The following is a 25,088-nucleotide window of genomic DNA, read 5'->3' as shown; positions in this document are numbered from 1 at the left end:
GGCAAGCCTCGCTCCTACAGCGCTACATCCATGAAGCCCGGCGACTGTGCCAGGGCGAACGGGCTGAAGACCTGCCAGAGTTGTTCGCGCTGGAACTGCCCCTTCACGTACGGTGCAATCGCGACTTCCAGCGGGTACGACGACACCGACTCTAGACTGTCGTGCGCAAAGTGCTGCATGCCGAACACCTCATCCACCATCAAGCCGGCAAACACATCATTGTGCTCGACCACCAGCACTCGCCGCTGTTTACGCAACGCTGACAGCTCGTGTCCGAAGAAACCGCACAAATCCATGATTGGCAACAGCCGTCCGCGCAGATTGGCGACACCTTTGACCCAGGGTTTTACCCCGGGTAGCACGGTATAACGCGGCTCATGCAGGACCTCGCTGACTTCACCCATGGGCGCGACGTACCAGCATTCGCCGATACGAAAGCCAATCCCGCTCCAGCTCTGCTGGCGGGTTTCCTGGGACGGCAAATCCGCCGCCAGCAGGCGACAGCGCTGGTCGATCTCCAGCAATAGCTCAAAAGCAGTTTGCGAGTCGGTCATACGACCGCCGTCAGCCGGCCGACTTGTTATCAAGAACCGCGCTCAAGGTCTTGATCAGGGTTTCTTCATCCACAGGTTTGGTCAGGTAGTCCTTGGCGCCCTGGCGGGTACCCCAGACTTTGTCGGTTTCCTGATCCTTGGTGGTGATGATGATCACCGGAATGTGGCTGGTTTCAGCGTCCTTGGTCAGCTGGCGGGTCGCCTGAAAACCGTTGAGGCCCGGCATGACGATGTCCATCAGGACGGCGTCGGGCTTTTCCTGGCGGGCCAGGGCCACACCGTCGGCGCCGTTTTCAGCCTTTAACACTTCATGGCCGTGCTTTTCCAGCATGCCAGTCAGTTTGTACATTTCGGTCGGCGAGTCATCGACGATCAGAATACGTGCCATGGTCTTCCCCATTGGTATAGGCGTGCGGCCCGCTGGCCGCACGTCAATGTGCTTGCTCTACTGCAGCGAAACCCGGCACATGGGCCTTGATCGCGCTCAGCAGTTCTTCCTTGCTGAAGGGCTTGGTCAAAAACTGGTCAGAGCCGACGATCCGACCCTTGGCCTTGTCGAACAGACCGTCCTTGGAGGACAGCATAATCACTGGCGTGGACTTGAACGCGCTGTTGTTCTTGATCAGGGCGCAGGTTTGATAACCATCCAGACGCGGCATCATGATGTCGACGAAGATGATTCCGGGATGATTATCGGCAATCTTGGCCAGCGCATCGAAACCATCGATCGCCGTGATCACTTCGCAACCCACGTTCTTCAATAATGTTTCGGCAGTACGGCGAATCGTCTTCGAATCGTCGATCACCATGACCTTCAAGGCGCTGGAATGCTGTTCCATATCTGCTCTACCATCGCCACAGCGAATCGATTTTGTCCGTGTACCGGTTACCAGCACTTGAAACCCTTGATGTTCAAGGGCTCGGGAGCCTTTTTAGCACAGTCGCAAGCTTCAATCTATCGGCCGACCAGCGAGGTGTTTTTTCCTTGACCGGGAACAAGCCGAGCGCCACTCTGACGCCACTTTTTCAAGCCATATCGGCCTTGCCGAATCGAGGATATTGCCCATGAGCGTTCGCGTCGGGATTGTCATGGACCCCATTGCCAGCATCTCCTATAAAAAGGATAGCTCGCTGGCCATGCTGCTTGCCGCCCAGGAGCGCGGCTGGTCGCTGTTCTATATGGAGCAGCGCGACCTCTACCAGAATGCCGGTGAGGCGCGGGCGCGGATGCGTCCCCTGAAAGTTTTTGCCAACCCGGAAAAATGGTTCGAACTGGAAGCCGAAACCGACAACGCCCTGAGCGATCTGGACGTGATCCTGATGCGCAAGGATCCGCCGTTCGACATGGAGTTCGTCTACTCCACCTACCTGCTGGAACAAGCCGAACGCGCCGGTGTGTTAGTGGTGAACAAGCCGCAAAGCCTGCGCGACTGTAATGAAAAGCTGTTCGCCACACTGTTCCCGCAGTGCACGCCGCCGACCGTGGTCAGCCGTCGCCCGGATATCTTGCGCGAGTTCGCCGACCACCACGGTGACGTGATTCTCAAACCGCTGGACGGCATGGGCGGCGCATCGATCTTCCGTCACACCGCCGGCCACCCGAACCTCTCGGTCATTCTGGAAACCCTGACCCTGCACGGCAAGCAGCAAATCATGGCTCAGGGCTATTTGCCGGCGATCAAGGACGGCGACAAACGCATTTTGATGATCGATGGCGAGCCGGTACCGTATTGCCTGGCGCGAATCCCGGCAGCCGGCGAAACCCGCGGCAACCTCGCGGCCGGTGGTCGTGGCGAAGCGCGACCGCTGACGGAGAAGGATCGCTGGATCGCCGCTCAGGTTGGTCCGACCCTGCGTGAAAAAGGCCTGCTGTTCGTCGGCCTCGACGTGATTGGCGAGCACCTGACGGAAATCAACGTCACCAGCCCGACCTGTATCCGTGAGATCGACAACGCCTATGGCACGAAAATCGGCGAAATGCTGATGGATGCCATCGATCTGAAGCTTAAAGCCCGTTGATATAGAACACACAAGCACAAACCAACATTGCGTTATCATGCGCCGCCTGTGAAACGCGCGATGTTGGTTTTCTTGACATGACACTCCCCGCCGATCTACCCCCCGAACTCTCCAACAGCGGCGTGCGTGCGGCCGATCGCCTCGGCTTTACCCTGTTTCTCGCGGCGCTGATTCATCTGGCGCTGATCCTGGGTCTGGGGTTTACCTTCGCCGAACCCAGGCAGATCAGCAAAACCCTGGAAATCACTCTCGCCACCTTCAAAAGCGAAACCAAGCCGAAGAAGGCTGATTTCCTCGCCCAGGACAACCAGCAAGGCAGCGGCACCCTGGACAAAAAAGCGATCCCGAAAACCACCGAAGTTGCGCCATTCCAGGACAACACGGTGAAAAAGGTCACGCCACCGCCCTCAGTGAAAGCCGAGGTCCTGGAGGCCGCGCCGAAAGCTGCGGTCGCCACCATTACGCCGAAACCGAAGAAGACCACCACCACGCGTGAAGAGCTCAAGACCGAGCCCAAACCCAAGGCCGCCACACCGAGTTTCGACAGCTCACAACTCTCCAGCGAAATCTCCAGCCTGGAAGCCGAACTTGCCAATGAACAGCAGTTGTATGCCAAGCGCCCGCGCATCCACCGCCTGAGCGCCGCTTCGACCATGCACGACAAAGGTGCCTGGTATAAGGACGAATGGCGCAAGAAGGTCGAACGCATCGGCAACCTGAACTATCCCGACGAGGCCCGGCGCAAGCAGATTTACGGTAATTTGCGACTGATGGTCTCGATCAACCGCGACGGTTCGCTGTATGAAGTGCTGGTGCTGGAGTCCTCAGGTCAGCCGCTGCTGGATCAGGCAGCACAGCGAATCGTCCGCCTGGCTGCGCCCTTTGCACCGTTCAGCGGCGACCTGTCGGATATCGACCGACTGGAAATCATCCGTACCTGGAAGTTTGCCCGTGGGGACAAGTTGTCGAGTAATTAGGTAAACGCAGGCTCTTTGTAACAGCTGGCGAAGCCTGCGTTCGGCTCGGTCCGCGTTCGGGCGCAGCAGTCGTAAATGGCCAAACCGCGTTTTCCCGGAAGGATCGCGATCACAGGTTTTGCGAGGACTGCGTCCTCGAACGCAGGCTTCGCCAACTGCTACGGGGGAGTACCGCTCACCATTTCCTGTGCATCACCAGCTTGTCAGCTCGCCCCGCCAACGCCACACTAGCGCACATGAAGAACGTCAGCCCCAGCTACCTCAAGCATCACTTCCTGATCGCCATGCCGCATATGGCCGACCCGAACTTTGCGCATTCCTTGATCTACATCGTCGAGCACACTGCCAATGGTGCCATGGGGTTGGTGATCAATCGCCCACAGGACCTGAGCCTGGCGGACATCCTCGAACAGCTGCGCCCCGACATCGAGCCTGCGCCGCTCTGCCAGCACGTGCCGATCTTTACCGGTGGCCCGGTGCAGACCGACCGCGGGTTTGTCTTGCACCCCAGCGGTTCGACCTACCAGGCAACGGTGGAGCTCAACGGCCTGGCGCTGTCGACTTCCCAGGATGTGCTGTTCGCCATCGCCGATGGCGTTGGCCCGCCAAAAAGCCTGATCGCCCTCGGCTACTCCGGCTGGGACGCCGGGCAACTGGAGGCCGAACTGGCCGAAAACGCCTGGCTGACCTGTCCGTTCGACGCTGACATTCTGTTCAACACCAGCAGCGAACTGCGCCTGGAAGCAGCTGCCAAGCGATTGGGCATCAACCTGAACCTGTTGACCAGCCAGGCGGGGCACGCCTGATGGCCGCATTGCGTTTGCTGCTGGGTTTCGACTTCGGGACCAAACAGATCGGCGTCGCCGTCGGCCAGGTGATTACCGGCCAGGCCCGTGAACTCTGCACCCTGAAGGCGCAGAACGGCATTCCCGACTGGAATCAGGTCGAAGCACTGATCAAAGAGTGGAAGCCCGACGCCGTGGTGGTTGGCCTGCCGCTGAACATGGATGGCACGCCCAGCGACATGTGCGCGCGTGCCGAGAAATTCGCCAGGCGCTTGAATGGCCGCTACAACCTGCCCTTCTATACCCACGATGAACGCCTGACCACCTTCGAGGCCAAGGGCGAACGCCTGGCCCGCGGCGGCCAGCGTGGCAGCTATCGCGACAACCCGGTCGACGCCATCGCCGCAGCCCTGCTGCTGCAAGGCTGGCTCGACGAAAATGCAGCGCTGTTCGAATCCTGAAAAGTCGAATCCTGAAGACGTGTGGCTGTCATCAGCGACGCGCCTCCTGGCCGCAAACCAAGCAGTTACAACCCGAGCCTCATTGTGCAGAACCCGGCTCGGGCCCATGAAGGAGCAACCATGAGCCTGCCCAACCCCACCGAACTGATCAGCCAGATGGCGATCGATCTCAAGGTCCACCTGGCCCAACGCGCCATCAGCGAGCCGCGCTACATCGGCATTCGCACTGGCGGCGTCTGGGTTGCCCAGGCCTTGCTGGAAGCCCTGGGCAGCAATTCGCCACTGGGCACGCTGGATGTCTCTTTCTACCGCGACGACTTCAGCCAGAGTGGCCTGCACCCACAAGTGCGCCCATCCGAGCTGCCATTCGAGATCGAAGGCCAGCATCTGGTGCTGATCGACGATGTGCTGATGAGCGGACGGACCATCCGCGCGGCGCTCAACGAGCTTTTCGATTACGGCCGCCCTGCCAGCGTCACGCTGGTCTGCCTGCTGGATCTGAACGCCGCCGAGCTGCCGATCCGACCGAATGTGGTCGGCGCCACGCTGTCACTTGCCGCAAACGAAAGGGTAAAGCTGTCCGGCCCTGCGCCGTTCCAACTCGAACTTCAAGACCTCGCCCTTTAAGAGTCCATTGCGATGACGCCTCTCAATACCAAGCGCCCGCTGCAGCTCAATGATCAGGGCCAGCTGCGCCACTTCCTCTCGCTCGACGGTTTGCGCCGCGAGTTGCTGACCGAAATCCTCGACACCGCTGACTCCTTCCTTGAAGTCGGCGCCCGGGCGGTCAAAAAAGTCCCGTTGCTGCGCGGCAAAACCGTGTGCAACGTGTTCTTCGAGAACTCCACCCGCACCCGTACCACCTTCGAACTGGCCGCCCAGCGGCTGTCGGCGGACGTCATCACGCTGAACGTGTCGACCTCCTCCGCGAGCAAAGGCGAAACCCTGCTCGACACCCTGCGCAACCTTGAAGCCATGGCTGCCGATATGTTCGTGGTGCGCCACGGCGATTCCGGTGCAGCACACTTCATCGCCGAACACGTATGCCCGCAGGTGGCGATTATCAACGGTGGCGACGGCCGTCACGCGCACCCGACCCAGGGCATGCTCGACATGCTGACCATCCGTCGGCACAAGGGTGGTTTTGAAAACCTCTCGGTGGCCATCGTCGGCGACATCCTGCACTCGCGGGTCGCGCGCTCGAACATGCTCGCGCTGAAGACCCTCGGATGCCCGGATATCCGCGTGATCGCGCCGAAAACATTGCTGCCAATCGGTATCGAGCAGTACGGCGTGAAGGTCTATACCGACATGACCGAAGGTCTGAAAGACGTCGACGTGGTGATCATGCTGCGCCTGCAGCGCGAGCGCATGACCGGCGGCTTGCTGCCGAGCGAAGGCGAGTTCTACCGTTTGTTCGGCCTGACCACCGCGCGTCTGGCCGGCGCCAAACCGGATGCCATCGTCATGCACCCGGGGCCGATCAACCGTGGGGTGGAGATTGAATCGGCGGTAGCCGACGGTCCGCACTCGGTGATCCTCAACCAGGTGACCTATGGCATCGCAATACGTATGGCCGTGCTGTCCATGGCCATGAGCGGGCAAACTGCCCAGCGTCAATTCCAGCAGGAGAACGCCCAGTGAAGCTCAGCATCCTCGGCGCCCGCGTCATCGATCCAGACAGCGGTCTGGATCAAGTTACCGATATCCACGTCGAAGCCTGCAAGATCGTCGCCCTCGGCGCTGCTCCGGCCGGTTTCGTTGCCGTCGACACCATCGACGCCAAAGGCCTTGTGGCCGCACCCGGCCTCGTCGACCTGAATGTCGCCCTGCGCGAGCCGGGTTACAGCCGCAAAGGCACGATTGCCAGCGAAACCCGCGCTGCCGCGGCCGGTGGCGTCACCAGCCTGTGCTGCCCGCCCCGGACCAAACCGGTACTCGATACCTCGGCAGTCGCCGAACTGATCCTGGACCGCGCTCGCGAAGCCGGCAACTGCAAGGTTTTCCCGATCGGCGCATTGAGCAAAGGCCTGGAAGGCGAGCAGCTGGCAGAGCTGATCGCCCTGCGCGATGCCGGCTGCGTCGCGTTTGGCAACGGCCTGGACAGTTTCCGCAACACCCGCACCCTGTGCCGGGCGCTGGAATACGCAGCGACTTTCGATTTGACGGTAATTTTCCACTCTCAGGATCATGATTTGGCAGAGGGCGGCCTGGCCCACGAGGGCCCGACCGCCAGCTTCCTGGGTTTGCCGGGGATTCCGGAAACCGCCGAAACCGTGGCTCTGGCCCGGGATCTGCTGTTGGTCGAGCAAAGCGGCGTGCGCGCGCACTTCAGCCAGCTGACCAGCGCACGTGGCGTGGCCCTGATCGCGCAGGCCCAGGCTCGCGGGTTGCCGGTGACTGCCGATGTGGCACTGTATCAATTGATTCTGACGGACGAAGCGCTGATCGATTTCAACAGCCTGTATCACGTGCAACCACCGCTGCGCACCCGCGCCGACCGCGATGGCCTGCGCGCGGCAGTGAAGTCTGGCGTGGTTCAGGCCATTTCCAGCCATCACCAGCCCCATGAGCTGGACGCCAAACTGGCGCCGTTCGGTGCTACCGAACCGGGCATCAGCAGTGTCGAATTGCTGCTGCCATTGGCCATGACCCTGGTTGAAGATGGTTTGCTGGATCTGCCAACGCTATTGGCGCGCCTGAGTGCCGGACCGGCCAACGCACTGCGCCTGCCAGCTGGCAAGCTTGCGGCAGGCGCGCCTGCCGACCTGGTGCTGTTCGATCCGGCCGCGTCGACGGTTGCCGGTGAGGCCTGGCTGTCCAAAGGCGAAAACTGCCCGTTCCTCGGCCATAGCCTGCCGGCGGCCGTGCGTTACACGCTGGTGGACGGGCGGATCAGCTACAGCAGTTGATGATCGTTCCCACGCTCCCGCGTGGGAACGCCTCACCGGACGCTCTGCGTCCGCTTCGTGACGCGGAGCGTCACGGGCTGCATTCCCACGCAGAGCGTGGGAACGATCATCGCGCGAGCGTGGGAACGATCATTTAACGACGCTGTGCATTCCTGATGGAAATCTGATCATTCAGCGTCCAGAAGTCATACAGCACGCCAATCAGGAACAACCCTCCGGTCAGCAGGTAAATAATCCCGCTGATCCATTTTCCCTGATACATGCGATGCAAACCGAACACACCGAGGAACGCCAGCAGGATCCAGGCGACGTTGTACTCGATCGGGCCTGCGGTAAATCGCAGGTCGGCTTCGCGATCCATTCCTGGAATCAGAAACAAATCGATCAGCCAGCCAATCCCGAGCAAACCGAAGGTGAAAAACCAGAGAGTCCCGGTCACCGGCTTGCCGTAATAGAAGCGATGCGCTCCGGTAAAGCCGAAAATCCAGAGCAGGTAACCGATCACCTTACTGTGGGTGTCCTGCGGCGAAACATCCTGACGATAGGTGCTCATGGGTTCCCTCTTTCGATGTGATAGATAAATTTTTTTAGTAGCTCTGTGACTTTTTTGTGTCGAGCCGACGTGTGGCTCATCGACCTTGCAGTCGGCGCAAAGCCTTGTAGCGCCTGACTTGTGTCGGACAGTTGCGCCAATTTACCGCATATTTGCCGAACTTGACCCCCAGGTTGAATCGACCAGCGGCCTTAAAAAGGCCCAAAAAGCTGTTATAAAGTTGCGCGCTTACCTACATAGAGCCTTGCCTTATGCGTCCATTTTTCAAGACATGGCTAACCATTTGCCTATTAATGCCACTGGCCGCCCACGCCACCAATCGTGAGCAACGTCTTCCAAACGTTAATGGTCACACACCGAAATCCCACGTTTCACTAGCCACCACTAAACACAAACATTCTGTAAAACACCCGATTCATCTGAGCAAGGCCGACACCACTCAGGTCCCGCCAATGGCGACCAAGCAAAGCAGCAACGTGTTGAGCCGTGCCGTGAACGTGTTGGGTACTCCTTATCGTTGGGGCGGTAGCAGCCCAAGTAAAGGTTTCGATTGCAGCGGCCTGGTGAAATACGCGTTCACCGACGTCGACGAGGCCGATCTGCCACGCACCTCGAATGCCATGGCCAGCGGTCACGGACAGAAAGTCGACCGTAAGGACCTCAAGCCAGGCGATCTGATCTTCTTCAACATCAAGAGCCACAAGGTCAACCACGTGGCCATCTACCTGGGCAATGACCGCTTCATCCATGCGCCACGCCGCGGCAAGTCGGTGACCATCGATACACTGAAAAAGCCGTACTGGGAAAGCCACTACGTCGTCGCCAAGCGGGTACTGCCGAAAGACCCGAACGCCATGCGTATTGTTCAGCGTTGATTTGAAGCCTTCGAGTTTAGATCGTTCCCACGCTCCAGCGTGGGGATGCAGCCAGTGACGCTCTGCGTCACATTCAAAAAGCGGACGCAGAGCGTCCAGTGAGGCATTCCCACGCGCAGCGTGGGAACGATCAAGGCCCTCATTTCCCACTTCAAAAACCATCCGGCGACCTGGCCTTCTCACGGGCGTGCTCGCGGCTGATCAAGCCCTTGGCCACAAGGTCCTTGAGACACATATCCAGGGTTTGCATCCCCACCGAGCTACCGGTCTGCATTGACGAGTACATCTGCGCAACCTTGTCTTCACGGATCAAATTACGAATTGCCGGGGTGCCGATCATGATTTCGTGGGCCGCAACCCTGCCACCACCAATCTTTTTGATCAGACTCTGAGAAATTACCGCCTGCAACGACTCGGAAAGCATTGACCGAACCATCGATTTCTCCTGTGCTGGAAACACGTCCACCACCCGATCGATGGTTTTCGCCGCAGAAGTGGTGTGCAGCGTTCCGAACACCAGGTGCCCGGTCTCTGCAGCCGTCAGCGCCAGACGGATAGTCTCCAGGTCGCGCATCTCGCCCACCAGAATCACGTCCGGGTCTTCACGCAGGGCCGAACGCAGCGCGGTGGAAAAACTTCGGGTATCGCGGTGCACTTCACGCTGGTTGATCAGGCACTTCTTCGACTCGTGGACGAACTCGATAGGGTCTTCGATGGTAAGGATGTGGTGATGTCGATGGTTATTCAGGTAATCGATCATCGCCGCCAGGGTAGTCGACTTGCCCGAGCCGGTCGGCCCGGTGACCAGCACCAGCCCGCGGGGCACATCGGTAATCTTGCGAAACACTTCATCCATACCAAGATCGTCCAGACTCAGGACTTTCGATGGAATAGTCCGCAACACCGCGCCGATGCCCCGATTCTGGTTGAACGCGTTGACCCGAAAGCGCGCCACACCGGGCACCTCGAAAGAGAAGTCGAGTTCCAGCAGTTCCTCGAAGTCCGCCCGTTGCTTGTCGTTCATGATGTCGTAAATCAGCTCATGAACCTGCTTGTGGTCCAACGCTGGCAAGTTAATCCGCCGCACATCACCATCAAGCCGGATCATCGGTGGCAAGCCAGCGGAAAGGTGCAAGTCGGACGCCCCCTGCCTGACGCTGAAGGCCAGCAGCTCAGTGATATCCATAGCGCTCCCCAATTCCAGTAGAATGCCGCAAACCTCAAACCCCTGGCGCACATTGAATGTCCACGATAGCAGACAACATCGCTCAGGTTGATGCACGGATCCGCGCCGCGGCACTTGCCGCGCAACGTGACGAAAACAGCGTCCGCCTGCTGGCTGTGAGCAAGACCAAACCCGCCGAGGCGCTACGCGAGGCTTACGCCGCCGGGATCCGCGACTTCGGTGAGAACTATCTGCAGGAAGCCTTGGGCAAACAGCTCGAATTGGCTGATCTGCCCTTGAGTTGGCACTTCATCGGCCCCATTCAATCGAACAAGACTCGCGCTATCGCCGAGAACTTCGCTTGGGTGCACTCCGTGGATCGTTTGAAAATCGCACAACGCCTGTCCGAACAACGTCCTGCCGAACTACCGCCGCTGAACATCTGTATTCAGGTCAATGTCAGCGGTGAAGCCAGCAAGTCCGGTTGCACCCCGGCCGACTTGCCTGCCCTGGCCAGCGCCATCAGTGCCTTGCCGCGCTTGAAACTGCGCGGGTTGATGGCCATTCCCGAGCCGACTGAAGATCGTGCCGCCCAGGACGCTGCCTTTGCGGCGGTGCAAACCTTGCAATCCAGCCTGAATTTGTCACTCGACACGCTTTCCATGGGCATGAGCCACGATCTGGAATCGGCCATCGCCCAAGGCGCCACCTGGGTACGGATCGGTACCGCACTGTTTGGCGCCCGCGATTACGGCCAGCCCTGAACGTGGCTGACTCACCTCTCTATAAGGACCTGTCATGAGCAAGACTCGTATTGCCTTTATCGGTGCTGGCAACATGGCCGCCAGTCTGATCGGCGGCCTGCGCGCCAAGGGGCTGGAAGCGGCACAGATCTGCGCCAGCGATCCGGGCGCCGAAACCCGGGCCAAAGTCCATGCCGAACACGGCATCGAACTGTTCGCCGACAACGCCGAAGCTGTTCAGGGCGCCGATGTGATCGTCCTGGCGGTCAAACCCCAGGCGATGAAGGCTGTGTGTGAAGCTCTGCGCCCAAGCCTGCAACCCCATCAACTGGTGGTGTCCATCGCTGCCGGCATCACCTGCGCCAGCATGAACAAGTGGCTCGGTGAGCAGCCGATCGTACGTTGCATGCCCAACACCCCGGCGTTGCTGCGCCAGGGCGTCAGCGGCCTGTACGCCACTGCCCGGGTTTCCGCTGAGCAACGTCAGCAAGCCCAAGAGCTGCTCTCGGCTGTCGGCATCGCCCTGTGGCTGGACCAGGAACAGCAGCTCGATGCCGTCACCGCCGTCTCAGGCAGTGGCCCGGCGTATTTTTTCCTGCTGATCGAAGCCATGACCGCTGCCGGCGAGAAGCTTGGCCTGCCACGGGAAACCGCCGCGCAACTGACCCTGCAAACCGCCTTGGGCGCCGCGCACATGGCGGTTGCCAGTGATGTCGACGCCGCCGAACTGCGTCGCCGCGTGACTTCACCTGCGGGCACCACAGAAGCTGCAATCAAGTCGTTCCAGGCTGGCGGCTTCGAAGCTCTGGTGGAAAAAGCACTCGGCGCCGCTGCGCACCGCTCGGCCGAAATGGCCGAACAACTGGGTCAATAAGGAGCCAAGAATGATTGGATTGAATACCGCAGCGGTTTACGTGCTGCAAACCCTCGGCAGTCTGTATCTGCTGATCGTGCTGCTGCGCTTTGTGCTGCAACTGGTGCGGGCGAACTTCTACAACCCGCTCTGCCAGTTCGCCGTGCGCGCCACCCAACCACTGCTCAAGCCCCTGCGCCGGATCATTCCAAGCATGTTCGGCCTGGACATGTCCTCACTGGTGTTGGCGATCATCGTGCAGCTGGCCTTGATGGCCCTGACCCTGTTGTTGACCTACGGCACCACCGGCAACCCGCTGCAATTGCTGATCTGGTCAATCATTGGCGCGACGGCACTGTTCCTGAAGATTTTCTTCTACGCCCTGATCATCAGCGTGATCCTCTCCTGGGTCGCTCCTGGCAGCCATAACCCGGGCGCCGAACTGGTCAATCAGATCTGCGAACCGGCCCTGGCGCCATTCCGCAAAATCCTGCCGAACCTCGGCGGCCTGGATATTTCGCCGATCCTGGCGTTCATGGTGCTCAAACTGCTGGACATGCTGGTGATCAACAACCTCGCCGCCATGACCATGATGCCGGAAATCCTGCGCCTGCTGATCTAGCCCAGGTCTTTCTGAATGAGCTATTTCCGTTGGGACGGTGACGATCTGATTCTGGAGTGTCACCTGCAACCTGCAGCCCGTAGCGACGAGTTCGCGGGGCTGCATGGTGAGCGCCTGAAAATCCGCCTCACCGCGCCACCGGTCGAAGGCAAGGCCAACGCACACCTAATGGCGTTTCTGGCCAAGGCGTTTGGGGTTTCCAAGAGCCAGGTGAGTCTGATCAGCGGTGAGTTGAATCGACAAAAACGGGTTCGGGTGAACTCGCCGAAGAAGCTTCCGGATTTGCCGGGACTGGTGCGTTAAGGCTGGCAGACTGTGTCAAGATCGTTCCCACGCCCCACGCTCTGCGTCCGCTTTGGAGGTGACGCGGAGCGTCACCGGATGCATTCCTTTGTGGCGCGTGGGAACGATCATTGAATCCTTGGTTGCTGGTCTGGGCAGCGGTCTTTAGACTTACGCCTCATTCAAGCGAGAGCAGGGTCGATGTCCACTGTCTTTCCCCACGATTCTGTTGGTCTGGTGACGCCGCAAATGGCGCACTTCAGCGAACCCCTGGCCCTTGCCTGCGGTCGTTCACTAGCTGCCTACGACCTGATCTACGAAACCTATGGCAAGCTGAACGCCACGGCCAGCAACGCCGTGCTGATCTGTCACGCCTTGTCCGGTCACCACCACGCGGCAGGCTTTCACAGCCCCGCTGACCGCAAGCCCGGCTGGTGGGACAGCTGCATCGGCCCCGGCAAGCCGATTGATACCAATAAATTCTTCGTCGTCAGCCTGAACAACCTCGGCGGCTGCAACGGCTCCACCGGCCCGAGCAGCATCAACCCGGAAAACGGCAAGCCGTTTGGCGCCGATTTCCCGGTGCTGACCGTGGAAGACTGGGTCCACAGCCAGGCGCGTCTTGCCGATCTGCTGGGCATCAGCCAGTGGGCCGCAGTAATCGGCGGCAGTCTGGGCGGCATGCAAGCCTTGCAGTGGAGCATCAGCTACCCCGACCGCATCCGCCACTGCCTGGCGATTGCCTCAGCGCCCAAATTGTCTGCGCAGAACATCGCCTTCAACGAGGTGGCCCGCCAGGCAATCCTGACCGATCCCGAGTTCCATGGCGGTTCGTTCCAGGAACTGGGCGTGATCCCCAAGCGCGGGTTGATGCTGGCGCGGATGGTCGGGCACATCACCTACCTGTCGGACGACTCCATGGGCGAGAAATTCGGCCGTGGCCTCAAGAGCGAAAAGCTTAACTACGACTTCCACAGCGTCGAGTTCCAGGTTGAAAGTTACCTGCGTTATCAGGGCGAAGAGTTTTCCGGGCGTTTTGATGCCAACACTTACCTGCTGATGACCAAAGCGCTGGACTACTTCGATCCGGCGGCGAACTTCGACGATAACCTGGCGAAAACCTTCGCCGGTGCCAAGTCGAAATTCTGCGTGATGTCCTTTACCACCGACTGGCGCTTCTCGCCGGCCCGCTCGCGGGAGCTGGTGGACGCACTGATGGCAGCCAAGAAAGACGTCTGCTACCTGGAGATCGATGCTCCGCAAGGCCACGACGCCTTCCTGATTCCGATCCCGCGCTATCTGCAGGCGTTTAGCAACTACATGAACCGAATTTCGCTTTGAGGACGCCATGAGAGCCGACCTGGAAATCATCCAAGAATGGATCCCCGCCGGCAGCCGCGTGCTCGACCTCGGTTGCGGTGATGGCGAACTGCTGACCTGGCTGCGGGACCACAAGCAAGTCACTGGCTACGGTCTGGAAAACGACCCGGACAACATTGCCGAGTGCGTGGCCAAGGGCATCAACGTCATTGAGCAGGATCTGGACAAAGGGCTTGGCAACTTTGCCAGCAACAGTTTCGATATCGTTGTCATGACTCAGGCCCTGCAAGCCGTGCACTACCCGGACCGGATCCTCGACGAAATGCTGCGGGTCGGCCGTCAGTGCATCATTACCTTCCCCAACTTCGGTCACTGGCGCTGCCGCTGGTACCTGGCCAGCAAAGGCCGGATGCCCGTTTCGGAGTTCCTGCCCTACACCTGGTACAACACGCCGAACATCCACTTCTGCACGTTCGGAGACTTCGAAGAACTGTGTCGTGAGCGTGAAGCGCGGGTCATCGATCGCCTTGCCGTCGATCAACAACATCGACATGGGTGGGCCAGTAAGCTATGGCCTAATCTATTAGGTGAGATCGGCATCTACCGCGTCAGCAGCCCCGGACTGCAAGACCACAAGGTCGCGGTGTAAACCACGTTATTTCGAGGAGAACGATCATGGGTCGTTTAGCTCTGTTTCTGCTCACAGCCTGCCTGAGCGTTACGGCCATGGCGGCCGAAGCAATCAAGAGCGATCGCCAGGAAACCTTCGGTGATCTGACGGTGCACTACAACACCTTCAATTCCACCTACTTGCAACCGGATATTGCCAAAGCGGCAGAGCTGATCCGCAGCAAGAACCAGGGCGTGATCAACGTGGCGGTGCTCAAGGCCAACAAACCGGTGATCGCACAGGTCAGTGGCTCGGTAAAGGACCTGACCAGCAAGAGCATCCCGTTGAGCTTCAAACAGATCACTGAACAAGGCGCGGTCTACTACATCGCGCAATTCCCTGTGGACCAGCAGGAAACCCGTACCTTCACGATCAACGTTCAAACTGGCAGCGACACCAACAGCTTCAGTTTCAACCAAGAGCTTTTCCCAGGCGAATAATGAACTTCACGCAACTCGTATTGGCCAGCCATAACGCCGGCAAACTCAAAGAACTCCAGGCCATGCTCGGCGAGTCGGTGCACTTGCGCTCGATCGGCGAGTTCAGCAGCGTCGAGCCAGAAGAAACCGGCCTGTCGTTCGTCGAAAATGCCATTCTCAAGGCCCGTAACGCCGCACGTATTTCTGGCCTGCCGGCATTGGCCGACGATTCAGGGCTGGCGGTGGACTTCCTCGGCGGTGCGCCAGGTATCTACTCGGCACGCTACGCCGACGGCCAGGGCGATGCGGCCAACAACGCCAAACTGCTGAATGTCTTGAAAGATGTGCCTGAGGCCGAACGCGGCGCGCAGTTCGTTTGTGTATTGGCGCTGGTGCGACATGCCGATGATCCGTTGCCGATTCTCTGCGAAGGGCTGTGGCACGGCCGTATCCTGACCCAAGCCAGCGGCGAGCACGGTTTCGGCTACGACCCGCTGTTCTGGGTGCCGGAACGCGCTTGCTCCAGTGCACAACTCAGCCCGACCGAGAAAAACCAGCTAAGCCATCGCGCCCGCGCCATGGCTCTGCTGCATCAGCGTTTGGGTCTGGCATGACTCAGGATTCATCCGTGCAGCCGCTGATTTTCGGCGGTTCGCAGACGCCTCGCGCGGCCCTGCTCCAGCTGCCGCCCCTGGCGCTGTACATCCACATCCCGTGGTGCGTGCGCAAATGCCCGTATTGCGACTTCAACTCCCACACTGCCAGCCCCGTGCTGCCGGAAGAGGAGTATGTGGACGCCCTGTTGGCTGACCTTGATCAAGACCTGCATGCGGTTTACGGCCGTGAGCTGAGTTCGATTTTCTTCGGCGGCGGCACACCAAGCCTGTTCAGCGCGCAAGCGTTGGGCCGTTTGCTTAAAGGTGTGGAGCAGCGAATTCCGTTTGCCAGCGACATCGAAATCACCCTGGAGGCTAACCCCGGGACTTTCGAGCAAGAAAAATTCGTCGCTTACCGCGCTTTGGGCATCAATCGTCTATCGATTGGTATTCAGAGCTTCCAGCAAGAGAAACTCAAGGCGCTGGGGCGGATCCACAACGGCGATGAAGCGATTCGCGCCGCTGGCATGGCCCGACAGGCCGGGTTCGACAACTTCAACCTGGACCTGATGCACGGTTTGCCCGATCAGTCCCTGGACGATGCCCTGGACGACTTGCGTCAAGCCATCGCATTGAAGCCGACTCATCTGTCCTGGTATCAGCTGACGCTGGAGCCGAACACAGTGTTCTGGAATCAGCCGCCGACCCTCCCGGAAGACGACACCCTGTGGGATATTCAGGAGGCCGGGCAAGCGCTGCTGGCCGAGCACGGTTACGCCCAGTACGAAGTGTCGGCGTATGCCCAGCCCGGTCGCCCGGCGCGGCATAACCTCAATTACTGGAGTTTCGGTGACTTCATCGGCATCGGTGCCGGGGCGCACGGCAAGCTCAGCCATTCGGACGGGCGCATTGTCCGCACCTGGAAAACGCGCCTGCCGAAGGACTACCTCAACCCGGCCAAAAGCTATAAGGCTGGTGAGAAAGCCCTGACCAACGAAGAGCTACCGTTCGAGTTCCTGATGAACGCCCTGCGCCTGACTGACGGTGTCGAGGCGCGGCTGTATCCGGAGCGCACCGGTCTGACGCTGGAAAGCCTTGCCGAAGGCCGTCGCGAGGCCGAACAAAGTGGCTTATTGCAGGTCGAACCCACACGCCTGACGGCCACCGCCCGCGGACAGCTATTCCTCAATGACTTGCTGCAATATTTTCTGATCTAAGGAAATCGAATGGATCTGGTACTCGACCTGCTCGCCACCGTGTCCCGCTGGAGTCGCAGCAACCTTTCGGAAATCGCTCTGGCGCTTGTCGGCTGCCTGCTGGTGCTGTTCGGCGCAGACATCAAAGGCTGGATCGAGCAACGCCTGGGCAGCATCGCCGGCGCCTTGCGCGTCCCGTTGATGGCCCTGCTGTGCATGATCGGCAGCGGCGCCGCACTGATCTACGCCACACCGTGGATTGTTCGCGGCCTGAGCCAGTTCAACAACTACAGCCTGGCGCCGGTGTTGTTGGTGGTGCTGGTGTTGATCGGCGTCGTCGCAGACCGCCGCTGAGCCATTGATCGTTCCCACGCTCCGCGTGGTAACGCCGCCATGGACGCTCTGCGTCCGATTTTGGCTGTGAGGCAGAGCGTCACGGGATGTGCATTCCCACGCAGAGCGTGGGAACGATCATTTCAGCACTGGCTGATCAGGCCAGCTTTTCGAACTTCAAATCCCACACGCCATGCCCAAGACGTTCGCCACGGCGTTCGAACTTGGTGATCGGGCGTTCGGCCGGACGCGGTACGCATTTGCCGTCTTCGGCGAGGTTGCGGTAGCCCGGCGCGACGTCCATGACTTCCAGCATGTACTCGGCATAGGGTTCCCAATCGGTGGCCATATGCAGCACGCCGCCAACTTTCAACTTGCTACGCACCAGCTCAGCGAACGACTCTTGAACGATGCGACGCTTGTGGTGGCGGCTCTTGTGCCACGGGTCCGGAAAAAACAGCAGCAGGCGATCGAGGCTGTTATCCGCGATACAACGATTGAGCACTTCGATCGCATCGCAATCGTAGACCCGCAGGTTGGTCAGGCCCTGAGTCAGCACGCCATTGAGCAGCGCGCCGACACCCGGACGGTGAACTTCAACGCCGATGAAATCCTGTTCCGGTGAAGCCGCAGCCATTTCCAGCAGCGAATGCCCCATGCCGAAACCGATTTCCAGGGTGCGCGGCGCGGAACGACCGAACACCTGGTCGAAGTCCACCGGCGCATCGGCCAGCGGCAGAACGAACAGCGGCGTACCTTGTTCCAGACCTTTTTGCTGGCCTTCGGTCATACGCCCGGCGCGCATCACGAAGCTCTTGATGCGGCGGTGCTGGCGTTCTTCGCCTTCTTCCTGCTGGATAGGCGTGTCGTTTGATTCAGTCATCAATGGCTCTTACTTGATCAGACCATCCAGCGGCGAGGAGGCGCTGGCATAAAGTTTTTTCGGCATGCGCCCGGCGAGATACGCCAGACGGCCTGCCACAATGGCGTGTTTCATGGCTTCAGCCATCATGATCGGCTGCTGCGCGTTAGCGATGGCCGAGTTCATCAGCACCGCTTCGCAACCCAGCTCCATGGCGATGGTCGCGTCGGAAGCAGTACCGACACCCGCATCCACCAACACCGGGATCCTGGCTTCTTCGAGGATGATCTGCAGGTTGTACGGGTTGCAGATCCCCAGGCCAGTACCGATCAGGCCGGCCAGCGGCATCACGGCGATGCAGCCGATTTCTGCCAATTGTCGGGCAATGATCGGGTCATCGCTGGTGTAGACCATGACGTCGAAACCTTCTTTGACCAGTACTTCAGCGGCCTTGAGGGTTTCGATTACGTTGGGAAACAGGGTTTTCTGATCAGCCAGGACTTCAAGCTTGACCAGGTTATGACCATCCAGCAGTTCGCGGGCCAGACGGCAGGTGCGCACCGCTTCGATCGCGTCATAGCAACCGGCGGTGTTCGGCAGGATGGTGTAACGATCCGGCGGCAGGATGTCGAGCAGGTTCGGTTCACCCGGGTTCTGGCCGATATTGGTCCGACGTACGGCAACGGTGACGATCTCGGCACCCGAGGCCTCGATGGCCAGGCGGGTTTCTTCCATGTCACGGTACTTGCCGGTACCTACCAGCAAACGCGACTGGTAAGTACGACCGGCCAGGACGAAGGGCTTATCGCTACGAACGTTGCTCATGGGAAATCCTCTGTTGGGGTGAGGTTCTGCAGAATGTGTCGACGCTGAATAACCAGTGATCTAACCGCCGCCGATGGCGTGCACCACTTCGACCTGGTCACCCTCGGCGAGGGCCGTCTCGGCGTGCTGGCTGCGCGGGACGATATCCAGATTGAGTTCGACCGCCACCCGGCGTCCGGTCAGATCCAGACGGTTCAGCAGGGCCGCGACGGTTTCGCCGTCGGGCAGTTCGAAGGATTCACCGTTCAACTGAATGCGCATGCCGGATGCCGTCATCATTTTTAGGGGCCAGCATTCTAGCCCGATCAGTCAGGCCGACCCAAGCCATTCGTCATGAAATGGACCGCTCGGTCAGCTCAACCGCCAAGCGGCAAGGCCGAGGCAGAACCAGCCGACCAGAAAGGCCAACCCGCCAAATGGCGTGACGATACCCAGCGTGCTGACACCGGTCAGGGTCAACAGGTACAGACTGCCGGAGAACAGCAAGATGCCGATAGCGAATGAAGCGCCCGCCCAGTTCATCAAACGCCCGGAAATCTGTGTCGCCAGCAACGCTACCGCCAGCAATGCGAGGGCGTGCACCAATTGGTAAGTGACCCCTGTGTGAAAAATCGCCAGGTACTCCGCGCTCAGGCGACTTTTCAGGCCATGAGCAGCAAACGCTCCAAGGGCGACGCCGGTAAACCCGAAGAAGGCAGCCAGCATCAGAAAGCCACGCAGCATGAGGAACTCCAGTCAGAATCATTCAACAAGGTCTGTATAATGACCCGCTCCACGGGTTCGACCAAGCCATCTCTATGCTGCGTTTACTTTTTCGTCGTTTCACCAAAGCCCTGTTCTGGTTCGCAGTTGGCAGCGTTTTGCTGGTACTGGTGTTTCGCGTCGTGCCACCACCAGGGACGGCGTTGATGATCGAACGCAAGGTCGAATCCTGGTTCGACGGCGAGCCTATTGAGCTGCAACGCAGCTGGCGGCCGTGGAACGAGATATCCGACGACTTGAAAATCGCGGTGATTGCCGGCGAGGACCAGAAGTTCTCCGAGCACTGGGGTTTTGATTTCGGCGCGATTGAGGCGGCGCTCGCCCATAACGAGCAAGGCGGCTCGATCCGCGGTGCCAGCACCCTGAGCCAGCAAGTATCGAAAAACCTGTTTCTGTGGTCCGGTCGCAGCTGGCTGCGCAAGGGCCTGGAAGCCTGGTTCACGGGGCTCATCGAAGTCTTCTGGCCCAAGCAGCGGATTCTTGAGGTGTACCTCAACAGCGTCGAGTGGGATGACGGCGTGTTCGGCGCCGAAGCGGCGGCTCGGCATCACTTCGGCGTCAGCGCGGCGTCCTTGTCGCGTCAGCAGGCCAGCCTGCTGGGGGCCGTACTGCCTAACCCGCGAGCCTGGAGCGCCAGCCATCCGAGCAGCTATGTTGCAGGACGCGCGAGCTGGATTCGTCAGCAGATGGGCCAGTTGGGTGGGGATGGCTATCTCGCGGGGTTGAACGATTCGCGCAGGGCGCCTTGGGCGCTGTGATCATTGGAGAGTGATGCAGAACCTGTAGGAGCGAGGCTTGCCCGCGATGAACGATGACGCGATGTTTCAGATATACCTCGGTCGCAGCTATCGCGGGCAAGCCTCGCTCCTACAACAGCACAAACAAAAACGCCCCGATCAGATCGGGGCGTTTTTTTTGTCTGGACGCTGCGTTTTAAGCGGCGATCGACAGTTTCAGCTTGTTCATCGCGCTCTTCTCAAGCTGACGAATACGCTCGGCTGACACGTTGTACTTCTGCGCCAGGTCATGCAGCGTGGCTTTATCTTCTGCCAGCCAGCGCTGGTAGAGAATGTCGCGGCTTCGATCGTCGAGCACTTCCAGCGCTTCGTGCAGGTTGCTGCTGGAGTTGTCGGTCCAGTCGGCGTCTTCCAGTTGACGCGCCGGATCGTACCGGTGGTCTTCCAGATAGTTGGCCGGCGACTGGAAGGCGCTGTCGTCGTCTGCTTCCGCAGCCGGGTCGAAGGCCATGTCATGGCCGGTCAGGCGACTTTCCATCTCGCGCACTTCCCGCGGCTCTACGCCGAGGCTTTCTGCCACACGATGGACTTCTTCGTTGTTCAGCCAGGCCAGACGTTTTTTCTGGCTGCGCAGGTTGAAGAACAGCTTGCGCTGAGCCTTGGTGGTGGCGACCTTGACGATGCGCCAGTTGCGCAGGATGAATTCGTGGATTTCAGCCTTGATCCAGTGCACGGCGAACGACACCAGGCGCACACCCATTTCCGGGTTGAAGCGTTTTACCGCTTTCATCAGGCCGACGTTGCCTTCCTGGATCAGGTCAGCCTGAGCCAGACCGTAGCCGGAATAGCTACGCGCTATATGTACTACAAAACGCAGGTGGGCGAGCACCATCTGCCGAGCCGCCCCAAGATCCTGCTCATAATAGAGACTCTCGGCCAGTTCACGCTCCTGCTCCGGTGTCAGCAATGGGATGCTGTTCACCGTGTGCACATAAGCCTCCAGGTTTGCACCCGGGACTAAAGCATATGCAGGTTGCAAAGAAGTGGTCATACGAAAAAACCTCCGACTCACATAACTCGTGCAGTTCAGCACTGCGAAAATTGACCGGGAACCGTAGGACAAGTTCCCTAGAAAGCTGAAAGGTCAATACAAGCAAAAAGACACTACTTCGGCGCAAGCTCCCTTAGGTGGCGTGCTACCGCAATCCAAGCACCGATATACCCTAACAGCACCGCGCCAAGCAAGAGCGATAGACCATCGGCGGGTGGCACCCCCGCCAGTGCAAAATCACTGCCGTACAACCCGGCCAGCCCGACCACCGCGTCGTTCAGCCAGTTGAGGCCGAACGCCAATACGCCCCAGGAAAAAATCCCTGCACCGAAGCCATAAAGCGCACCCATATATAGAAAGGGCCTACGCACATAGCTGTCAGTGCCGCCGACGAGTTTAATCACTTCTATCTCTGTGCGGCGGTTTTCAATATGAAGACGAATGGTATTGCCTATCACCAAAAGTAATGCAGAAACCAAAAGCACGGTCAGACCGAACACAAAACGGTCCCCCAGCTTGAGAATCGCTGCCAGGCGCTCGACCCAGACTAGATCAAGCTGTGCCTGTTGCACCTTCGGCAGCCCGGAAAGTCTTTGTCTTAATGCTTCAAGGGTGGGCTTGTCGACTTCATTCGGGGTCACCAGGACCACGCCTGGCAACGGATTCTGCGGCAGCTCTTTGAGCGCCTCGCCCAGGCCAGACTGCTGTTGAAACTCTTCCAGCGCCTGATCACGGCTGATGTACTCAGCATCCGCGACGCCCGGCAGGCCCTTGATCTGCTCACGCAGGTGCTCGCCTTCGTTGGCGCTGGCGTCGAGTTGCAGGTACAGGGAAATCTGCGCCGCACGCTGCCAGGACCCGCCTAGACGTTCGACATTGCTCAGCAACAGCGAAAGCCCCATCGGCAAGCTGAGGGCAACGGCCATCACCAGACAGGTGAAAAAGCTGCCGATCGGCTGTTTGCCCAGGCGACGCAGGCTGTCCAGCAGGCTGGCGCGGTGACTCTCGATCCAGGCATACAGCAAGGTGCTGAAGTCCGGGCCGTCGTCATCGTCGCGTTTTTTCTTCTGCGGTTGCGGGTCGGCGGCCTTTGGCGCCACACGCTCGGAAACCTTCGGACTGCGTGTCGCACTCATGCCCCAGCCTCCCCGTCGCCGATAAGGCGGCCGCGTTGCAGCGTCAGCATGCGATGACGCATGCGGGCAATCAGCGCCAGGTCGTGGCTGGCGATCAGCACGCTGGTGCCCAGCCGGTTGATGTCTTCGAATACACCCATGATTTCCGCCGCCAGACGCGGGTCGAGGTTACCCGTCGGTTCGTCCGCCAGCAGCAGTGCCGGGCGGTGAACGATGGCACGGGCAATACCGACGCGCTGTTGCTGGCCGGTGGACAGGTCACCCGGGTACAGGTCGGTCTTGTCCGAAAGCGCCACACGCTCGAGGGCCGAGTCCACGCGCTTGGCGATTTCAGCCTTGGACAGACCAAGAATCTGCAACGGCAAGGCGATGTTGTTGAACACCGTGCGATCGAACAGCAACTGGTGGTTCTGGAACACCACGCCAATCTGCCGACGCAGGAAAGGAATCTGGGCATTGCTGATCTGACCCAGATCCTGGCCGGCCAGCAGCAACTTGCCGGTAGTCGGGCGCTCCATGGCCAGCAACAGCCGCAATAAGGTGCTTTTACCGGCGCCGGAATGGCCCGTGACAAACAAAAATTCGCCCCTTCGGACTCGAAAGCTCAGCTCATGCAAGCCGACGTGTCCGTTCGGATAGCGTTTACCGACCTGTTCGAAACGAATCATGAACGCTCCCGCTCGGCAAAAAGTGCCTGGACAAAGGGTTCGGCTTCAAAAGTACGCAGATCATCGATGCTTTCACCGACACCGATGTAGCGAATGGGCAGGCCAAATTGCTTGGCCAGGGCGAAAATCACCCCGCCCTTGGCCGTGCCGTCGAGCTTAGTCAACGCCAGACCGGTCAGCTCGACCGTCTGATGGAATTGTTTGGCCTGGTTGATAGCGTTCTGGCCAGTGCCGGCGTCGAGCACCAGCAGTACTTCGTGCGGCGCATCGGCGTCGAGTTTGCCGATAACCCGACGAACCTTCTTCAGTTCTTCCATCAGGTTGTCTTTGGTGTGCAGGCGACCGGCGGTGTCGGCGATCAATACATCAATGCCACGGGCTTTGGCGGCCTGGACTGCATCGAAGATCACAGACGCGGAATCGGCCCCGGTATGCTGGGCGATCACCGGGATCTTGTTGCGCTCGCCCCAGACCTGCAATTGCTCGACCGCCGCCGCACGGAAGGTATCACCGGCCGCAAGCATGACTTTCTTGCCTTCGAGTTGCAGTTTCTTCGCCAGCTTGCCAATAGTGGTGGTTTTACCGGCACCGTTCACACCAACCACCAGAATCACGAATGGCTTGTTCTGCGAGGTGATGTTCAGTGGCTGCTCGACCGGTTTGAGCATGCTCGCAAGCTCGGCCTGCAGGGACTTGTAGAGTGCATCGGCGTCGGCCAGCTGTTTACGTGCGACCTTCTGGGTCAGGCTCTGGATGATCACCGAAGTCGCTTCGACACCGACGTCAGCGGTCAGCAGACGGGTTTCGATGTCTTCCAGCAATTCGTCATCGATCAGCTTCTTGCCCAGGAACAGGCTGGCCATGCCCTCGCCGATGCTGGCACTGGTCTTGGACAGGCCTTGCTTGAGGCGGGCAAAGAAACCGACTTTGTTTTCTTCGCGACTGGCACCGACCGGCTCCGCGGCTGCAGGCAATTCACTCGGCGCGCTGGGTACTGGCGCAACTGGCGCAGTAACAACCGGTGCAGCGACTGGCACTGGCGCCGGAGCCTGGACAGGTTCTGGAGCAACAAATGCGGCAATCACTGACTCTGGGACATCGGGTTCAACAGCAACCGGCTCAACAAACGAAATCGGCTCGACAGCCAGTAGCTCTACCGCTTGCTGAGTGACCGTTGGCGCAGGAATCGGCGGAGTGATATGCGGCGCCAGCTCATCTTCGACCAGCCCCACCGGCTCTTCTGCCACCGGCAGGACCAGCCAGGGCTTGTGCTCGACTTCCGGCGTCAGCGGTGCTTCCTGCGCCGGAGCAGGTTCAGCTGCCGGCTGATGCACCGACTCGGTGATCGGCAACACCAGCGGCGCCGGCGCTTGTGCAACGGGCGCAGCTTCTATTACCGGCTCAGGAACGGCCTCAGGAAGTGGCTTTGGCTGTTCGACGACGGTTTCCTGCGGCTTTTTGCGCAGCCACCCGAACAGGCTTTTTTTCTCGCCAGCCGCAGCTGGGCTCTTCTTGTCGTCGTTGGAACCAAACATGGATGACGGCTATCTCAAGGTAGCGACGCGCCAATGTGACGCCTCGACAGATAAATATTCGATGCAGAACAGACTGCTTTTTAGCCAGCTTGTTCACGCGCAACATTTTGTCGAGGTGCCCATCGGCACCTCAAAGGTCGACTAATACGAAGGACTGGTACGGCATCGTCGGCGAAA

33 protein-coding genes are annotated in these 25,088 nt (G+C 59.6%); 20 read left to right on the top strand and 13 right to left on the bottom strand.

The window, feature by feature from the left end; all coding sequences use genetic code 11:
• Positions 1-14 precede the first annotated feature (14 nt).
• From AC07VR_RS27170 to pilG, 3 genes are read right to left on the bottom strand one after another with little or no spacing between them, the layout of a single operon-like run.
• Positions 15-554, bottom strand: coding sequence for a chemotaxis protein CheW (locus tag AC07VR_RS27170; protein WP_494990697.1), 540 nt, complete (start codon positions 552-554; stop codon positions 15-17).
• 10 nt (positions 555-564) lie between these two features.
• Positions 565-942: a twitching motility response regulator PilH gene (gene pilH / locus AC07VR_RS27165; protein ID WP_495013104.1), complete on the bottom strand. Its 378-nt coding sequence runs from the start codon at positions 940-942 to the stop codon at positions 565-567.
• Positions 943-985: 43 nt separating this feature from the next.
• The gene (gene pilG / locus AC07VR_RS27160; RefSeq protein WP_494990699.1) at positions 986-1,393 is read right to left on the bottom strand and encodes a twitching motility response regulator PilG; all 408 of its coding nucleotides are present in this window, start codon (positions 1,391-1,393) and stop codon (positions 986-988) included.
• Positions 1,394-1,619: 226 nt separating this feature from the next.
• On the opposite strand from pilG, the gene gshB reads away from it, so the two are divergent.
• From gshB to AC07VR_RS27125, 7 genes are all read left to right on the top strand, one after another.
• A complete protein-coding gene (gene gshB, locus AC07VR_RS27155) occupies positions 1,620-2,573 on the top strand; it encodes a glutathione synthase (RefSeq protein WP_494990700.1) in 954 nt (317 codons plus the stop codon).
• A 77-nt stretch (positions 2,574-2,650) separates the two neighbouring features.
• A complete protein-coding gene (locus AC07VR_RS27150; protein WP_494990701.1) occupies positions 2,651-3,550 on the top strand; it encodes an energy transducer TonB in 900 nt (299 codons plus the stop codon).
• A 236-nt stretch (positions 3,551-3,786) separates the two neighbouring features.
• On the top strand, positions 3,787-4,356 hold the full coding sequence (locus AC07VR_RS27145) for a YqgE/AlgH family protein (protein ID WP_494991174.1): 570 nt from the start codon (positions 3,787-3,789) through the stop codon (positions 4,354-4,356).
• Positions 4,356-4,796, top strand: coding sequence for a Holliday junction resolvase RuvX (gene ruvX / locus AC07VR_RS27140; protein ID WP_494990702.1), 441 nt, complete (start codon positions 4,356-4,358; stop codon positions 4,794-4,796). Before AC07VR_RS27145 ends, ruvX begins: the two co-directional genes overlap by 1 nt.
• 120 nt (positions 4,797-4,916) lie before the next feature.
• On the top strand, positions 4,917-5,423 hold the full coding sequence (pyrR, locus tag AC07VR_RS27135) for a bifunctional pyr operon transcriptional regulator/uracil phosphoribosyltransferase PyrR (RefSeq protein ID WP_495013103.1): 507 nt from the start codon (positions 4,917-4,919) through the stop codon (positions 5,421-5,423).
• Positions 5,424-5,435: 12 nt separating this feature from the next.
• A complete protein-coding gene (locus AC07VR_RS27130; protein ID WP_494990704.1) occupies positions 5,436-6,440 on the top strand; it encodes an aspartate carbamoyltransferase catalytic subunit in 1,005 nt (334 codons plus the stop codon).
• Positions 6,437-7,708, top strand: coding sequence for a dihydroorotase (locus tag AC07VR_RS27125; protein ID WP_495013102.1), 1,272 nt, complete (start codon positions 6,437-6,439; stop codon positions 7,706-7,708). Before AC07VR_RS27130 ends, AC07VR_RS27125 begins: the two co-directional genes overlap by 4 nt.
• A gap of 133 nt (positions 7,709-7,841) precedes the next feature.
• Here AC07VR_RS27125 and AC07VR_RS27120 read toward each other — a convergent pair whose 3' ends face one another.
• Complete coding sequence (locus AC07VR_RS27120; protein ID WP_494990706.1) at positions 7,842-8,261, bottom strand: NINE protein; 420 nt, start codon at positions 8,259-8,261, stop codon at positions 7,842-7,844.
• A 251-nt stretch (positions 8,262-8,512) separates the two neighbouring features.
• Between AC07VR_RS27120 and AC07VR_RS27115 the strand changes: the two genes are divergently transcribed.
• A complete protein-coding gene (locus AC07VR_RS27115; protein WP_494990707.1) occupies positions 8,513-9,136 on the top strand; it encodes a C40 family peptidase in 624 nt (207 codons plus the stop codon).
• Positions 9,137-9,287: 151 nt separating this feature from the next.
• Here AC07VR_RS27115 and AC07VR_RS27110 read toward each other — a convergent pair whose 3' ends face one another.
• Entirely contained in the window at positions 9,288-10,322 is a 1,035-nt protein-coding gene (locus AC07VR_RS27110) for a type IV pilus twitching motility protein PilT (RefSeq protein ID WP_494990708.1), read from the bottom strand.
• Between the two features lie 56 nt (positions 10,323-10,378).
• On the opposite strand from AC07VR_RS27110, the gene AC07VR_RS27105 reads away from it, so the two are divergent.
• The 10 genes from AC07VR_RS27105 (at position 10,379) to AC07VR_RS27060 (ending at position 17,356) form a co-directional block, all read left to right on the top strand.
• Positions 10,379-11,065 carry a YggS family pyridoxal phosphate-dependent enzyme gene (locus tag AC07VR_RS27105; protein WP_495013101.1) on the top strand — a complete coding sequence of 229 codons (687 nt, stop codon included), beginning with the start codon at positions 10,379-10,381 and terminating at the stop codon, positions 11,063-11,065.
• 34 nt (positions 11,066-11,099) lie between these two features.
• Positions 11,100-11,918: a pyrroline-5-carboxylate reductase gene (gene proC, locus AC07VR_RS27100; RefSeq protein WP_494990710.1), complete on the top strand. Its 819-nt coding sequence runs from the start codon at positions 11,100-11,102 to the stop codon at positions 11,916-11,918.
• A gap of 10 nt (positions 11,919-11,928) precedes the next feature.
• Entirely contained in the window at positions 11,929-12,519 is a 591-nt protein-coding gene (locus tag AC07VR_RS27095) for a YggT family protein (RefSeq protein WP_494990711.1), read from the top strand.
• A gap of 15 nt (positions 12,520-12,534) precedes the next feature.
• Complete coding sequence (locus AC07VR_RS27090; protein WP_494990712.1) at positions 12,535-12,822, top strand: DUF167 domain-containing protein; 288 nt, start codon at positions 12,535-12,537, stop codon at positions 12,820-12,822.
• 180 nt (positions 12,823-13,002) lie between these two features.
• The gene (gene metX, locus AC07VR_RS27085) at positions 13,003-14,142 is read left to right on the top strand and encodes a homoserine O-succinyltransferase MetX (RefSeq protein WP_494990713.1); all 1,140 of its coding nucleotides are present in this window, start codon (positions 13,003-13,005) and stop codon (positions 14,140-14,142) included.
• 7 nt (positions 14,143-14,149) lie between these two features.
• Entirely contained in the window at positions 14,150-14,770 is a 621-nt protein-coding gene (gene metW, locus AC07VR_RS27080) for a methionine biosynthesis protein MetW (protein WP_494990714.1), read from the top strand.
• Positions 14,771-14,796: 26 nt separating this feature from the next.
• Positions 14,797-15,231, top strand: coding sequence for a DUF4426 domain-containing protein (locus AC07VR_RS27075; protein ID WP_494990715.1), 435 nt, complete (start codon positions 14,797-14,799; stop codon positions 15,229-15,231).
• Positions 15,231-15,824: an RdgB/HAM1 family non-canonical purine NTP pyrophosphatase gene (gene rdgB, locus AC07VR_RS27070; RefSeq protein ID WP_494990716.1), complete on the top strand. Its 594-nt coding sequence runs from the start codon at positions 15,231-15,233 to the stop codon at positions 15,822-15,824. Before AC07VR_RS27075 ends, rdgB begins: the two co-directional genes overlap by 1 nt.
• A complete protein-coding gene (gene hemW / locus AC07VR_RS27065; protein WP_494990717.1) occupies positions 15,821-17,023 on the top strand; it encodes a radical SAM family heme chaperone HemW in 1,203 nt (400 codons plus the stop codon). Before rdgB ends, hemW begins: the two co-directional genes overlap by 4 nt.
• A 9-nt stretch (positions 17,024-17,032) precedes the next feature.
• Positions 17,033-17,356, top strand: coding sequence for a DUF3392 domain-containing protein (locus AC07VR_RS27060; RefSeq protein ID WP_494990718.1), 324 nt, complete (start codon positions 17,033-17,035; stop codon positions 17,354-17,356).
• A gap of 136 nt (positions 17,357-17,492) precedes the next feature.
• Here AC07VR_RS27060 and trmB read toward each other — a convergent pair whose 3' ends face one another.
• The 4 genes from trmB to AC07VR_RS27040 all read right to left on the bottom strand — a co-directional run bounded on the left by trmB (position 17,493) and on the right by AC07VR_RS27040 (position 19,745).
• Positions 17,493-18,218, bottom strand: coding sequence for a tRNA (guanosine(46)-N7)-methyltransferase TrmB (trmB, locus tag AC07VR_RS27055; protein ID WP_495013100.1), 726 nt, complete (start codon positions 18,216-18,218; stop codon positions 17,493-17,495).
• 9 nt (positions 18,219-18,227) lie between these two features.
• Positions 18,228-19,022 (bottom strand): thiazole synthase, encoded by a 795-nt coding sequence (locus AC07VR_RS27050; RefSeq protein ID WP_494990720.1) that lies wholly within the window; start codon positions 19,020-19,022, stop codon positions 18,228-18,230.
• 60 nt (positions 19,023-19,082) lie between these two features.
• Complete coding sequence (gene thiS, locus AC07VR_RS27045; protein WP_494991175.1) at positions 19,083-19,283, bottom strand: sulfur carrier protein ThiS; 201 nt, start codon at positions 19,281-19,283, stop codon at positions 19,083-19,085.
• A gap of 90 nt (positions 19,284-19,373) precedes the next feature.
• On the bottom strand, positions 19,374-19,745 hold the full coding sequence (locus AC07VR_RS27040) for a DUF423 domain-containing protein (protein WP_495013099.1): 372 nt from the start codon (positions 19,743-19,745) through the stop codon (positions 19,374-19,376).
• A 74-nt stretch (positions 19,746-19,819) separates the two neighbouring features.
• Here AC07VR_RS27040 and mtgA point away from each other — a divergent pair, with 74 nt between their 5' ends.
• Complete coding sequence (gene mtgA / locus AC07VR_RS27035; protein WP_495013098.1) at positions 19,820-20,542, top strand: monofunctional biosynthetic peptidoglycan transglycosylase; 723 nt, start codon at positions 19,820-19,822, stop codon at positions 20,540-20,542.
• A 175-nt stretch (positions 20,543-20,717) separates the two neighbouring features.
• Here mtgA and rpoH read toward each other — a convergent pair whose 3' ends face one another.
• The 4 genes from rpoH to ftsY all read right to left on the bottom strand — a co-directional run bounded on the left by rpoH (position 20,718) and on the right by ftsY (position 24,911).
• Positions 20,718-21,572, bottom strand: a complete 855-nt coding sequence (gene rpoH / locus AC07VR_RS27030) for an RNA polymerase sigma factor RpoH (protein WP_494990723.1) — start codon at positions 21,570-21,572, stop codon at positions 20,718-20,720.
• 113 nt (positions 21,573-21,685) lie between these two features.
• Positions 21,686-22,708: a permease-like cell division protein FtsX gene (gene ftsX / locus AC07VR_RS27025; protein WP_495013097.1), complete on the bottom strand. Its 1,023-nt coding sequence runs from the start codon at positions 22,706-22,708 to the stop codon at positions 21,686-21,688.
• Positions 22,705-23,376 (bottom strand): cell division ATP-binding protein FtsE, encoded by a 672-nt coding sequence (gene ftsE, locus AC07VR_RS27020; protein WP_494990725.1) that lies wholly within the window; start codon positions 23,374-23,376, stop codon positions 22,705-22,707. Before ftsE ends, ftsX begins: the two co-directional genes overlap by 4 nt.
• Positions 23,373-24,911, bottom strand: coding sequence for a signal recognition particle-docking protein FtsY (ftsY, locus tag AC07VR_RS27015; protein WP_495013096.1), 1,539 nt, complete (start codon positions 24,909-24,911; stop codon positions 23,373-23,375). Before ftsY ends, ftsE begins: the two co-directional genes overlap by 4 nt.
• Here ftsY and AC07VR_RS27010 point away from each other — a divergent pair.
• Positions 24,910-25,056 carry a hypothetical protein gene (locus AC07VR_RS27010; RefSeq protein WP_494990727.1) on the top strand — a complete coding sequence of 49 codons (147 nt, stop codon included), beginning with the start codon at positions 24,910-24,912 and terminating at the stop codon, positions 25,054-25,056. The two genes, ftsY and AC07VR_RS27010, sit on opposite strands and share 2 nt — an antisense overlap.
• Positions 25,057-25,088: the final 32 nt, after the last annotated feature.

It is taken from the genome of Pseudomonas sp. GW821-FHT02H09 (assembly GCF_059421425.1).
Note: the sequence above shows the minus strand (reverse complement) of the source record. Positions and strands in the feature narration are given on the sequence as shown.